Source organism: Frigoribacterium sp. Leaf415 (assembly GCF_001424645.1).
In the GTDB taxonomy this organism is placed as follows: domain Bacteria; phylum Actinomycetota; class Actinomycetes; order Actinomycetales; family Microbacteriaceae; genus Frigoribacterium.
The window spans coordinates 311,865-324,761 of sequence record NZ_LMQR01000001.1; the positions used below are offsets into that span (position 1 = coordinate 311,865).

12 protein-coding genes are annotated in these 12,897 nt (G+C 72.9%); 8 read left to right on the forward strand and 4 right to left on the reverse strand.

Going from position 1 to position 12,897, the window contains the following annotated elements:
* Window positions 1-37 precede the first annotated feature (37 nt).
* Window positions 38-1,054, reverse strand: coding sequence for an o-succinylbenzoate synthase (locus ASG28_RS01505; protein WP_055971233.1), 1,017 nt, complete (start codon window positions 1,052-1,054; stop codon window positions 38-40).
* Window positions 1,055-1,096: 42 nt separating this feature from the next.
* On the opposite strand from ASG28_RS01505, the gene ASG28_RS01510 reads away from it, so the two are divergent.
* The 4 genes from ASG28_RS01510 (at window position 1,097) to ASG28_RS01525 (ending at window position 4,759) form a co-directional block, all read left to right on the forward strand.
* On the forward strand, window positions 1,097-1,531 hold the full coding sequence (locus ASG28_RS01510) for a hypothetical protein (protein WP_055971236.1): 435 nt from the start codon (window positions 1,097-1,099) through the stop codon (window positions 1,529-1,531).
* Window positions 1,532-1,574: 43 nt separating this feature from the next.
* Window positions 1,575-2,483: a 1,4-dihydroxy-2-naphthoyl-CoA synthase gene (locus ASG28_RS01515; RefSeq protein ID WP_055971239.1), complete on the forward strand. Its 909-nt coding sequence runs from the start codon at window positions 1,575-1,577 to the stop codon at window positions 2,481-2,483.
* Window positions 2,484-2,553: 70 nt separating this feature from the next.
* Window positions 2,554-3,774, forward strand: coding sequence for an AMP-binding protein (locus tag ASG28_RS01520; protein ID WP_055971243.1), 1,221 nt, complete (start codon window positions 2,554-2,556; stop codon window positions 3,772-3,774).
* Between the two features lie 28 nt (window positions 3,775-3,802).
* Complete coding sequence (locus tag ASG28_RS01525) at window positions 3,803-4,759, forward strand: 1,4-dihydroxy-2-naphthoate polyprenyltransferase (RefSeq protein WP_157485605.1); 957 nt, start codon at window positions 3,803-3,805, stop codon at window positions 4,757-4,759.
* 62 nt (window positions 4,760-4,821) lie between these two features.
* Here ASG28_RS01525 and ASG28_RS01530 read toward each other — a convergent pair whose 3' ends face one another.
* A complete protein-coding gene (locus ASG28_RS01530) occupies window positions 4,822-5,106 on the reverse strand; it encodes a DUF4229 domain-containing protein (protein WP_055971251.1) in 285 nt (94 codons plus the stop codon).
* Between the two features lie 177 nt (window positions 5,107-5,283).
* Here ASG28_RS01530 and ASG28_RS01535 point away from each other — a divergent pair, with 177 nt between their 5' ends.
* The 4 genes from ASG28_RS01535 (at window position 5,284) to ASG28_RS01550 (ending at window position 10,111) form a co-directional block, all read left to right on the forward strand.
* Window positions 5,284-5,643, forward strand: a complete 360-nt coding sequence (locus ASG28_RS01535; RefSeq protein WP_055971254.1) for a PLD nuclease N-terminal domain-containing protein — start codon at window positions 5,284-5,286, stop codon at window positions 5,641-5,643.
* On the forward strand, window positions 5,644-7,392 hold the full coding sequence (gene menD, locus ASG28_RS01540) for a 2-succinyl-5-enolpyruvyl-6-hydroxy-3-cyclohexene-1-carboxylic-acid synthase (RefSeq protein ID WP_055971258.1): 1,749 nt from the start codon (window positions 5,644-5,646) through the stop codon (window positions 7,390-7,392).
* Window positions 7,393-7,445: 53 nt separating this feature from the next.
* Window positions 7,446-8,297: a PPK2 family polyphosphate kinase gene (locus ASG28_RS01545; protein ID WP_055971261.1), complete on the forward strand. Its 852-nt coding sequence runs from the start codon at window positions 7,446-7,448 to the stop codon at window positions 8,295-8,297.
* A gap of 164 nt (window positions 8,298-8,461) precedes the next feature.
* The gene (locus tag ASG28_RS01550) at window positions 8,462-10,111 is read left to right on the forward strand and encodes a cell wall-binding repeat-containing protein (protein WP_055971264.1); all 1,650 of its coding nucleotides are present in this window, start codon (window positions 8,462-8,464) and stop codon (window positions 10,109-10,111) included.
* A 79-nt stretch (window positions 10,112-10,190) separates the two neighbouring features.
* Here the strand turns inward: ASG28_RS01550 and ASG28_RS01555 are convergent, their stop codons facing one another.
* Window positions 10,191-11,624, reverse strand: a complete 1,434-nt coding sequence (locus tag ASG28_RS01555; protein WP_055971267.1) for an MFS transporter — start codon at window positions 11,622-11,624, stop codon at window positions 10,191-10,193.
* Window positions 11,621-12,853 carry an isochorismate synthase gene (locus ASG28_RS01560; protein ID WP_055971270.1) on the reverse strand — a complete coding sequence of 411 codons (1,233 nt, stop codon included), beginning with the start codon at window positions 12,851-12,853 and terminating at the stop codon, window positions 11,621-11,623. Before ASG28_RS01560 ends, ASG28_RS01555 begins: the two co-directional genes overlap by 4 nt.
* Window positions 12,854-12,897 lie beyond the last annotated feature (44 nt).

Sequence of the window (12,897 nt, forward strand, 5' to 3'; positions counted from 1 at the left end):
CGCCCCGGCGTCGCCTGCCGAGCCGCGTGAACCGACGTCAGTCGGCGAGCACCTCGTAGGAGGCGCGGAGCCGCTCCAGCCACATCTCGCGTCGGTCGTCGTCCACCGCGTGACGACGGAGCAGGTCGACGTCGACGTCGACACGGCGCACGTCGATCGCCCCGTCGACGGGCAGGAGGGGATCGCGCGTCACGTCGGCCCCGAGCAGCGCAGCCGTGCCGAGGCCGCAGTCGTGGCAGAGGTCGGGCACGGCGGCGGCGAGGTGCGCGCCCATGCTGAGCCCGACCGACGTGTCGAGGGCGCTCGAGACGACGACGGGCAACCCGGCCGCGGCGACGATCCGGAGTGCGGCGGTGACGCCGCCGAGCGGTTGGGCCTTGATCACGAGCAGGTCCGCGGCGCCGGCACGGGCGACGGCCAATGGGTCGTCGGCCTTCCGGACGCTCTCGTCGGCCGCGACGAGCACGCCCAGCCCCGAGACGCGGCGTCGCAGCTCGGCGAGCTCGGCCACCGTGGCGCACGGCTGTTCCGCGTATTCCAGGGCGTACGGTGCCAGGCCGACCAGCGCCTCCTCGGCGGACTCGACCGACCAGCCCCCGTTGGCGTCGACGCGGACGCGGCCCTCGGGGCCGACCCACTCGCGGGCCGCGGCCACGCGGGCGATGTCGTCCGCGAGGGTCTGTCCGCGTTCGGCGACCTTGACCTTGACCGTCCGGCAGCCGCGGTAGCGGGCGAGCACGTCGGGCACCCGGTCGGCGGCGACCGCCGGCAGGGTGGCGTTGACCGGCACCCGACGGGCACCCACGTCGGGGAGACGGCCCCAGCCGAAGTCGATCGTGGCCGCGAGCCAGGCGGCCGACTCGGCCGGCCCGTACTCGAGGAAGGGGCTGAACTCGGTCCAGCCCGAGGGGCCCTCGACCACCAGGGCCTCGCGCTCGTCGAGCCCGCGGAAGCGCGTGCGGAGGGGGAGGCGGACGACGTGGGCGTCGTCGACCAGGTCGGCCAGGGGAGGCAGCGGGGGAGTGGTGGACGGCGCGCGGTCGACGGTCGGCATCCGCTCAGTGTCGCACCGGCGACCCCGGTAAGGTCGTGCGTCATGGTCGACCGCGAACCCGTACCCGCCCGAGAACCGGAGTGGTCACCCGACGAGCTCCCCGCCCGGGGGCGTGAGGGCACCGGCCGCGACGCGTCGGAGCCCGACGACCTCCAGGTCTTCGACGGCCCCGGTCACGACGTGGTCGACCGGCCTCCGCGCAGCCGACGGCTGGGCGTCGTCACGTTCGCCCTGGCGATCGTGCTGCTCGCCCTCGACGGACTGGCCCTGGGCCTCCTCGCCGCGGACGCCGTCAGCCCGGCCGCCGTCCTCGCCCTCGTCACCCTGTTGGCCTCGATCGTCGTCGGGGTCGTCGGGCTGATGGCCGTCGTCATGCGTCGTGGTCGCTGGTGGGGGGTGGCCGCCGTGATCCTCAGCTCGCTGTCGAACCCGTTCGTGCTCGTCTGGCTGATCGCGCAGTTCGTCTCGACGGTCTGACCCCGGTCGGGGCGAGGTCGGACCCCGTCGGTAGGCTGGCGACATGGCTTCCGAGGTGTCCGACCTGTTCGATCCGACCGAGTGGCGCAGGGTCGAGGGCTTCGACTCCCTGACCGACGTCACCTACCACCACAGCGTCGACGGCCGCGTGGCCCGCGTGGCCTTCGACCGTCCCGAGGTGCGCAACGCGTTCCGGCCGCACACGGTCGACGAGCTCTACCGGGTGCTCGACGACGCCCGCATGAACAGCCGCATCGGGGTCGTCCTGCTCACGGGCAACGGTCCCAGCGCGAAGGACGGCGGCTGGGCGTTCTGCAGCGGCGGGGACCAGCGCATCCGTGGTCGTGACGGCTACAAGGCCGAGGGCGACCAGGCGAACGTGCCCGACCCGGCGTCGGCGGGACGGCTGCACATCCTCGAGGTGCAGCGGCTGATCCGGTTCATGCCCAAGGTCGTCATCGCCGTGGTGCCCGGATGGGCCGCCGGCGGTGGGCACTCCCTGCACGTGGTCTGCGACCTGACCGTCGCGAGCCGGGAACACGGCAAGTTCAAGCAGACCGATGCCGACGTGGGCTCGTTCGACGCGGGGTACGGCAGCGCCTACTTCGCCAAGCAGATCGGGCAGAAGTTCGCACGCGAGGTGTTCTTCCTCGCGGAAGAGTACAGCGCCGATCGCGCCTACGAGATGGGGGCCGTGAACCGCGTCGTGCCGCACGCCGACCTCGAACGCGAGGCGCTCGCCATGGCCCGCACCATCCTGACGAAGTCCCCGACCGCCATCCGCATGCTCAAGTTCGCCTTCAACGCGACCGACGATGGCATCGTCGGCCAGCAGGTCTTCGCGGGCGAGGCGACCCGTCTCGCCTACGGCACCGACGAGGCCGTCGAGGGGCGCGACTCGTTCCTCGAGAAGCGCGCGCCCGACTGGTCGCCCTTCCCCTGGCAGTACTGATGTCCGCGAGTCCGACGGGGCCGGGCGACCGCTCGGGTCGCCCCCGACGGTCCGTCCGGAGGCGCGGCGCGTGACCCGCCCCCTGCTCGCCGTCGACGCCCGTGACCCCGGTGCCGTGCTCGACGCGCTCCGGGTCGCGCTCGAGGGTGGTCCCGCCGTCGCCCCCCGGACCGACGACCGCGTGCCCGTCGACCTGCCCGGTGTCGTGCCGCAGGCGGTGTCACTGGTCGTCGAGACCAGCGGCTCGAGCGGTCGCCCGAAGCGCGTGGCGCTGTCCTCCGACGCCGTGCTCGCCGGTGCCGCCGCGGCCGACGGCGCCCTGGCCGGGCCGGGGCAGTGGGTGCTCGCCCTGCCGGCGCACTACGTCGCGGGCCTGAACGTGCTGGTCCGCTCGCTCGCCGCCGGTACCGAGCCGGCCCTGCTCGCGCCGGGGCACTTCGACGTCGGCGCCTTCGTCGCCGCCGCCGAGCGTCTGGATCACCCCGTCCGGTACTCGTCCCTCGTCCCGGCCCAACTCACGACGGCGCTCGACGTCGCCGAGGCCGACCCCGCCGTCGCCGACGTGTTGCGCCGCTTCGACGCCCTGTTGGTGGGCGGGCAGGCGACCCCCGCCCCCCTCGTCGAGCGGGCCCGCCGCCTCGGCGTCACCGTCGTGCGCACCTACGGGTCGAGTGAGACCAGCGGCGGGTGCGTGTACGACGGCGTGCCCGTGGGCCGCACCCGCGTCGAGGTCGTCGACGGCCAGGTCGAGCTGAGCGGGCCGTCGCTGGCCGAGGGCTACCTCGACGATCCCGAGCGCACGGCCGCGGCCTTCGTCACGCGTGACGGCCTGCGGTGGTACCGCACGGGCGACGCGGGCACGGTGTCGTCCGACGGGGTGCTGACCGTCAGCGGTCGGCTCGACGACGTGATCGTCTCGGGAGGTGAGAAGGTGTCGCTCGGCGTCGTCGAGCGGGTCGTGCGCGAGCAGCCGGGGCTCGCCGACGCCGTGGTCGTCCGCGCGGCGCACGTCCGGTGGGGCGAGGTGCCCGTCGTGGTCACCGACGCCGCGCCTCCTGCACCGACGTCGGCCGACGACCTGGCCGCCGACGACCTGGCCGCCGACGACCTGGCCGCCGACGACTCGGCGGTCGACGGCCTCGCGGCCCTGCGGTCGGCGGTGGCGGCCGTCGCCGGTCGTGCCGCGGCACCCGACCGCATCGTCCGGGTCGACAGTGTGCCCCTGCTCGCGAGCGGCAAGCCCGACCGGACGGCCCTGACCCGCCTGGTCGCCGGTCTCGCGGCAAGCTGATAGCCGGCTGCGAACTAGACTCGACCCCGTGGCGAAGACGAAGACCCCGACCCCCAAGCGCAGCGGCCGCCCCGGTGGCCGACCCGGCGGGCGGCCCGGCAAGCAGCCGGTCCGTCGCGTGACGGCCGGCGACTGGATCGGCGGTGCGCGCCTGCGCACCCTGCCGCTGGGCATCGCCCCGGTCGCCCTCGGCACCGGCGTCGCCCGGGCGAACGGCGGCTGGGACCTCACCCTGGCGCTGCTCTGCCTCGCCGTCGCGGTGTTCCTCCAGGTCGGCGTCAACTATTCGAACGACTACTCGGACGGCATCCGCGGCACCGACGACTTCCGGGTCGGGCCCTCGCGCCTGACCGGCTCGGGCAGCGTGCGTCCGAAGACCGTGCTGAAGGTGGCGCTGGCGTTCTTCGCCCTCGCGGCCGTCGCCGGTGTCGTGGTCGTCGTCATCACCCAGATCTGGTGGCTGCTCGCGGTCGGTGCCGCGGCGGTCGTCGCCGCCTGGTTCTACACGGGCGGCAAACGGCCCTACGGCTACAACGCCCTGGGCGAGCTCTTCGTCTTCGTGTTCTTCGGGCTCGTCGCCACCGTGGGCACGACGTTCGTCCAGTTGCGCGAGTTCCCGTTCGACGCCTGGGTGGCGGGCGTCGCCGCCGGACTGTTCGCCTGCGCGGTCCTGATGATCAACAACGTGCGCGACATCCCGCAAGACACCGCCGCCGGCAAGCGCACCCTCGCGGTCGTCGTCGGCGACCCGGTGGCGCGAGCGCTCTACGCGCTCTTCCTGCTGCTGCCGTTCTTCATCCTCGTGTACTTCGCGTTCCTGTACCTGCACGCGCCCTACGTCTACTTCACGCTGATCGTCGCGGTGCCCGCCGCGGTCATCGGCGTCACGGGCAAGACCCCTCGCGAGCTCATCCTCGCCCTGCAGCTGTCGTCGCTGACGGCCCTGGTCTGGGCTCTCGCCCTGTCGGCGGCGCTCTTCTTCTAGGGGTCTGCTCTTCTAGGGGCTGGTCGTCCAGGGGTCTGCCCCGGGCGCTCGGCCCGGGAGGGTCAGGCCTGGTCGTCGGTGCGGCGCGCGCGATCGGCGTCGTCGGCGATCGCCTCGTCCTCGGCGACCGAGTCGTCGTCGAGCTTCGCCGGGCGCGACCGGCGGTCGGCGAGGTCGAGGGCGACCTTGCGGCGCAGCGGGGCGAAGAACAGGTACGAGACGCAGAAGCCGACGACCGCCGCGATCAGCGTGGCCCAGAAGGGGTCGAACCTCAGCACCAGCAAGAGGCCCAGCACGACGGCGAACAGGCCGAGGCGGACGATCGAGTACTTGAGCCAGGGTTTCACGACGAGGAGTCTACGGTCCGCGAGGTGTGCGCCCGCCGCGCGGCGGACGGCCCGCCATGACCCGACCCGTGGGGCCGAGGAGGCGCGGTGCAGCACCGCCGGGAGCCGTACGTCACAGCTCCGCAACGGCCGACCGACCATCAGGCGTTGCACCGGATCGAGAACTAGGCTCGGTCCATGGTCAGGCTCTTCATCGTGGGCATCGTCGCCGCGGCGGCATTCGTCATCTTCGCGCTCATCGATTGCCTGTTCGCCGACGCCTCGCGGTTCCGGGCGCTGAACAAGCCGCTCTGGGCCGTCATCATTGTCCTCCTCCCCGTCATCGGTGCCGTGCTGTGGTTCGTGCTCGGGCGGGCCCGCAAGAGCGGTCGCTCCGCCGCCCCGCGTACGGTCGCACCCGACGACGACCCCGAGTTCTCGGGGACGTCCTGGCGTACGACGAGCGACCTCGACCGCGAGACGACCGACGAGCGCATCCGTCGACTCGAGCAAGAGCTGCTCGACCTCGACAACGACGACAAGACCGGCAAGCAGTAAGTGACCAGCCCGTCGACCGAGTACGCCCTGTCGCTGCTCGCGTCCCTCGCCGACGCCGGTGTCCGTGACGTCGTCCTCAGCCCCGGCTCCCGCAGCCAGGCCCTGGCCCTCGCCGCCGCCGAGTTCGAGACCGCCGGCCGGTTGTCGGTCCACGTCCGCATCGACGAGCGCTCGGGTGGGTTCCTCGCGCTGGGCCTCGCCGCCGAGACGGGCGTCCCGAGCGTCGTGATCACCACGTCGGGCACCGCGGTGGCGAACCTCCACCCTGCCGTGCTCGAGGCGCACCACTCGGGTGTGCCGCTGATCGTGCTGAGCGCCGACCGTCCCCTCGAGATGCGCGGGATCGGCTCCAACCAGACCACGGTGCAACCGGGCCTCTTCGCGAGCGCCGTCGGCTGGGTGCGCGACGTCGAGGCACCGCGCTCCGGTCCCGTCGACCACGCGGCCGTCCGCACCCTCGCCCGCGAGGCCGTCGCCGAGGCCCTCGGTGGCGACTCCCACGGTGCCCTCGGGCGCTCGCGCGGTCCGGTCCAGGTGAACGTCGCGTTCCGCGAGCCCCTGTCGTCCGGCGAGCAGTCGCTGCCCGTCGCCCAGCCCGAGCCCGTCAAGATCGCGCCGGCCGCGGCACCGGTCGCCCTCGAGGTGGACGTCGACCCCGCGACCCTGGTCGTCGCCGGGCACGCCGCCGGCCCCGAGGCCGAGGCCGTCGCCCGGGCGCTGGGCGCCCCTCTCGTGGCCGAGGTGTCGAGCGGGGCACGTTTCGGGCCGCACCTGGTCTCGTCGTACCGTGCCCTGCTCGACGACGCCGACTTCGGCGGTCGCGTCCGTCGTGTGGTGGTCTTCGGTCACCCGACCCTCAGTCGTCAGATCCCGTCGCTGCTCACCCGTGACGGGGTCGAGGTCGTCGTCGTCCGTGCGGCGGGGGCCGAGGCCTACGACCCGAGCCGCTCGGCCCGCGTGGTCGAGGCCGTCCAGGTGACCCGCGCCTCCTCGGGGTCCGGTTCGACCGACGACGCCGTCCATCGTGCGTGGGTGGGACGCTGGGTGCACACCGGCCGTCGGCTGCTCGAGGCCGAGGCCGACACTGCCCGGCCGGACGCCGACGACACCGACGACACCACGGTCGAGGGTGCGTCCGATCGCAGCGAAGCGGCCGAGCAGGCCGAGTTCCTGCGCCGCGAGGTCCAGCTGCTGCGGCGGCCCGTGACGCGACGAGCCCTCGCCGAGGCCCTGTGGCGCGTCAGCTGGCCGCACGACCGCCTGGTGTTGGGGGCGTCGCGACTGATCCGTGAACTCGACCAGATCGTGCCGGGCAAGAAGATCCCCGTGCACGCCAACCGGGGGCTGGCCGGCATCGACGGCACGATCGCCACCGCCACGGGCATCGCACTCGCCAGCCAGCGTGACGACCCCACGGCCGGCACCACCCGGGTGCTCGTCGGCGACCTGACGTTGCTGCACGACGTCGGTTCGATGCTCCTCGGCCTCGGCGAGACCAGGCCGCGGTTGCAGGTGGTCGTCGGCAACGACGGTGGCGGCACCATCTTCGACGGGCTCGAGGTCGCGGCCACGGCGTCGCCCGAGGCGATGACCCGCGTGCAGTTCACCCCGCACGAGGTCGACCTCTCGGCCCTCGCCCTGGCCTACGGCTGGCAGTACGTCGAGGCGGCCACGCGGGCAGAACTCGATCAGGCTCTCGTGGCCCGGTACGACGGCCCGGTTCTCATCGAGGTGCCCCTCTCTCGCTGACCGTCCGCCCCACGGCGGCACGGACCGGCGCGCTCGGCCGTAGGGTCGAGGGCATGGCCAAGACGTGGACGACCCCGCCCTCCCAGTCCCTCCGAGCGGGAGAGGGCTTCGTGCTCGCCGACGTCGACACGTCGTCGACGCCCGGGTTCGCCGGTGACAAGGCGTACGCGCAGCAGGCGCTCGAGGCGGGCCGCGAGACCCTGGGCGAGCTACAGGAGAAGCTGTTCGCCCAGAGCCGGAGCGGGGGCAGCACCGGCAACGTGTTGCTCGTCCTGCAGGCGATGGACACCGCAGGCAAGGGCGGCATCGTCCGGCACGTCGTGGGTGCCGTCGACCCCCAGGGTGTCGCGCACCACGCGTTCAAGGCACCGACCCCCGACGAGCTCGCGCACGACTTCCTCTGGCGGGTGCGGCGCGAGCTTCCCGGCCCCGGCATGATCGGGGTCTTCGACCGGTCGCACTACGAGGACGTGCTGATCGGCAAGGTGCGTCGCCTGGCCCCGCCCGAAGACATCGAACAGCGGTACGCCGACATCGTCGCGTTCGAGGACGAGCTCGTCGCGAACGGCACCACCCTGGTCAAGGTGATGCTGCACATCTCGTCCGACGAGCAGAAGGAACGTCTCGCCGACCGGCTCGACCGCCCCGACAAGCACTGGAAGTACAACCCCGGCGACCTGGAGGAGCGCCTCGTGTGGAACGACTACCAGGACGCCTACGAGACGGCGATCCGTCGCACCTCGACCGAGACCGCCCCGTGGTTCGTCGTGCCGGCCGACCGGAAGTGGTACGCCCGGATCGCCGTGCAGAAGCTGCTGATCGACGCCCTCGCGTCGCGCGGGCTCGACTGGCCCGTCGCCCGGTTCGACGTCGAGCTCGAGAAGACCAAGCTCGCCACCTCGTAGAGCTGTGCAACCGCACCGCCGTCACCGGGGACGTGCCTCGGGGGACGATCTCGCCGATCTGCAGGCGACGTGGCTCGATTCCGGGCGGCGTGCAGGGGTTCCGAACCAGTTGGTACGGGGTACGCGTGGTTGTCCCAGCAGTCGACGACCCGTGACAATGCCTCATGCTCTCGACGCGCCGCCCGTTCCTCCTGACCGCCGTGGCGATGATCGCCCTTTCTCTGGTCGCATCGGTCGTGGTCGCTCCCTCCAGCGCGCGGGCTGACGTGCCGGCGACCTCGACCATCTCGGGCCGGGTGCTGGGTCAGACCGCGGACGGTGGCACGATCCCCATGACCGGCGGCACGCTCGTGCTCTCGCTCAGGCCGACGGGGGCCGCGGTGACCGCACCCCTCGACCGCCGCCCGGACGGCACCTACACCTTCTCGGGCCTCGTGCCCGGCACCTACACTGTCCGCCTCCAACTGTCTTTCCCCTCGATCTACGTGCGGTCCGTGCAGACGGTCGTCGTCGTGCCGGTCCCCGGCTCCGCCGCCGTGGCATCGGACCTCGTGCTGGCCCTGTCCGGAACGTTCTCGGGAACGTTCCGCGCACTCGTGAACGGCGTCGAGACCACGGCCCCCGGCTCCCGGATCGAGATCTTCTACCTGGAACCCCTGACGGGAGCGTTCCGCCACTTCGAGTTCGTCTATCCGTCGGAGACCGGGGCGTGGCGCTTCGGGTACCTCCCGGCCGGCACCTATCGGTTGTCGTTCGGGACGTACGAGCCGACGCGGACGAACGAGACGGTCTTCTGGCCGGCCGGTCGACGCTTCAGCGAGGCCCGCGACGTGGTCCTCACACCGGGCGGGACCGTGTCGGACCTCGACGTCGTGCTGCCGGAACGTGCGGTCGCCTCCCTGCGGATCGCGGGCGCCGACCGGTTCGCCACGAGCGCGGCCATGTCGTCGTCGGCCTGGGGCTTCCCCGACGTCGCCGGCACAACCCCCAGGGTGCCGGTCCTGTACGTCGCGAGCGGCCGGGACTTCCCGGATGCCCTCAGCGCCGGGCCCGCAGCCGCGCATCAGGAAGGCGCCCTGCTCCTGGTCGACCGAGACCTGGTCCCGACCGCCGTCCGCGAAGAGATCCTCCGGCTGTCGCCGGATCACGTCGTCGTGGTCGGTGGCGAGGCCGCGATCTCGGCGTCCGTCTTCCGCGACCTCGCCTCGCTCCAGCCGTCCATCGAACGGATCGCGGGTGCCGACCGATACGAGACGTCACGTCTGCTCGCACTCTCGGCGTTCTCGGACGGGGCGGAGCGCATCTTCGTCGCCAGCGGGTCGACCTTCCCCGATGCCCTGTCCGCGGGCCCCGCAGCCGCTCGGGACGGAGGTCCGGTGGTGCTCGTCCGCGGGACGGCCGCCGAGGCCGACGCGCCGACCCGAGACCTCGTCACGACGCTCGGCGCACCTCCCGTGGCGATCGTGGGCGGGTACGCCGCCGTCAGCCAAGGGTTCTCGTACTCACTCCTGTCCCTGTCCTGGAACGAACGCTACGCAGGCCCGGACCGCTTCGCGACCGCGGTCGCCGTCAACGCGGACTTCGGCCCGGGCGAGACGGCGTTCGTGGCCAGCGGACGGGGCTTCGCGGACGCCCTGGTGGCCGGTGCGGCGGCGGCCCGCGCCGGGGCTCCGCTGTACCTCAGCGAGCAGTCCTGCGTCCCCGAGAGCGTCCGCCGCGCCGTGCTCGACGGCGCGGCGTTCGACGTCGTGCTGGCGGGCGGCACCACCTCCCTGGGCGCCGGCGTCGAAGGCCTCACGGCCCGATGTGGGTGACGACCCGACGGTGGACCCCGTCCGTCGTCCGGTGGCACGAGGACTCCGTGATCCGGCCGCGTGTACCGACCGGACGAGCCTAGGAGGCGCGGGTCCGCAACGCGTCGCCGGTCCCCTTGGGCAGCCGGAGACCCTCGATCAGGCTGAGCAGGGCCAGCACGGCCAGGACGATCAACGCGGCCTGGTACCCGAATGCCGCGGGTGCCGGGCCGTCGGTCGAGGCCACGAGGTCGGCCACGCGGACGGCCAGCACCGTCGCGGCGACGCCGAGCCCCACGGCGAGCTGGCTCGTGATGGACGCGATGGCGTTCGCCGGGCCGATCATCTCGGCCGGGACGTCGGCGAACTGCAGGGTGTTGTAGGCCGTGAAGCCGACGGAACGGAAGACGCCGCTGAGCAGCAGCACCCCGGCCACGACCACCGGCGAGGTGTCGGGACCGACGAGCGCGGCCGCGACGAAGGTCGCCGCGAGGGCCACCGTGGCGACGACGATGATCGGGACGACGCGGAACCTCTGCAACAGGGGCGTCGTGAACGGTTTCACGGCCAGGTTGCCGACGAAGACCCACATGAGCATGAGACCCGCTTCGACGGGCGACCAGCCGAAGCCGTCCTGCAGCAGCAGCGGCACGACGAAGGGGATGCCGTTCACGACGGCCCGGTAGAGCGATCCGCTGAGGTTGGTCACGCGGAACGACCCGATCCGGAAGGCCGCGAGGTCGAGCAACGGGTGCGCCGCCCGGCGGAACCACCGCACGGCGACGAGACCGAGCACGACCGCGGCGACGACCAGCAGCACGCCGGGCACGAGCGTCGTGGGTTCGCCGAGCAGCTCGAAGGCCAGGACCAGTGCCACGATCGAGCCGGCCACGAGGGCCAGACCCACCAGGTCGAGCGGTCGGCGGTCACCGACCTCGGGGGAGGGGACGACCCGCCAGGCGACCACGAGCAGGGCGAGGCCGACCGGGACGTTGACCAGGAACACCCATTGCCAGCCGAGGTGCTCGGTGAGCAGTCCGCCGATCAGCGGCGCGACGACCGGCGCGACGAGTGCGGGCCAGGTGAGATAGGCGATGGCCCGGATCAGCTCGGACTTCTCGGTGCTGCGCAGGACGATCAGCCGGCCGATGGGCACCATCATGCTGCCCGCGAGACCCTGCACGACCCGGGACGCCGTGAGGGCGACCAGGTCGGTGCTCGCGGCGCAGGCCACCGAGGCGAGGACGAACAACACGACCGCCGCGAGGAACACCCGACGGGCGCCCCAGCGTTCGGCGAGCCAGGCTCCCAGCGGGATGAACGCCGCCACGGCGACGAGGTAGCCGGTCACGGCGAGCCCGAGTTGGGCGGGCTGGACCGCGAAGTCGCTCGCGATCGTCGCGGTGGCCGTCGACAGGATGGTGGCGTCGAGGTTCTCCATGAAAAACGCGGCCGCCACGACGAGGGCGACCGGACGCGACCACGTCGTCACCGGCTTGGGTGCGGACCCGGGCGCGGGAACGGACCCGGTCATCGGCTGAAGGCGTCGACCACGGGGCGGAACTTCATGGCCGTCTCGGCGACCTCGCGCTCGGGCACGGACTCGGCCACGACGCCGGCCCCCGCAAACGCCCGCACCGATCCGTCCCGATCGACCTGGGCGCAGCGCAGGGCGATGGCCCACTCGCCGTCGCCGTCGGCACCGACCCAGCCGACCGGGCCGGCGTAGCGACCACGGTCGAACGGTTCGAGCTCTCGGATCAGGGCCAGCGCCTCCTGCGTCGGGGTGCCGGCGACGGCCGCCGTCGGGTGCAGCGAGGCGATCAGGTCGAGCGAGCTCGAGCCGTCGGTGAGGCGGCCGCGCACGTCGCTCGCGAGGTGCCAGAGATTCGGGAGGCGCAGGGTGAAGGGCTGCTCGCCGGTCACGACGTCGCGGGCGTGCGGCCCGAGCGAGAGCAGCAGGCTGCGCAGGGCGAAGGCGTGCTCGTCCAGGTCTTTCGGGGACGTCGCCAGGGCCAGGGCGGCCTGCTCGTCGCTCGCCGCGTCGACGCCACGGGCCGCACTGCCGGCGAGCACCCGGGCCGAGACCTCGCCGCGCTCGGACTTGACGAGCGTCTCGGGGCTGGCCCCGATCAGTCCGTCGACGGCGAACGCGTAGCAGTCGGGGTAGGCGGTGAGCAGGGTGGCGGCGACGAGGCGCAGGTCGGCCTCGGGTGGCAACGTGCCCACGAGGTCGCGGGCGAGCACGACCTTGCTGACGCGGCCGTCGCCGATGGCGTCGACGGCCCGGCCCACGGCCTCGGCGTAACCGTCGGCACCGAGTGTGCCGTCGACCAGCGAGAGACGGACGGAGGCGCCGACCGGCTTCCCCGCGGGCAGCTCGGCCCCGTCCACCCGCGTGATCCACGCGACCCCGTCGCGCCGTCCGATGACGATGCTCGGGACGATCAGGACGCTCGTCTCGGCGGACTCGTCGTCGAACGCGAACGAGCCGAACGCGACCAACCCGGTGCCGGGAACGCCGACCTCGTCGTGCACCGTGGCGGCGGCCGCGACGGCACGCCACGCCTCGGCGGCCTCGGTCATGCGACCGGGCCCGGAGAACTCGAGGCGGAGGGCCTCGCCGACGCCCGCCATGCCCGCCCCGCCGCGGACGAAGACCAGCGGACGCGCCCGGTCGACGACGTCGAGCAACGGGCTGACGTGGTCGATGCGCGTGGTGCGGACGGCGAGTGACGGAACGCGGGACGCGGGGGACTTCACTCGTCGACCCTACTCGGGACACCCCCAGTGCTTGACGGTAGGAT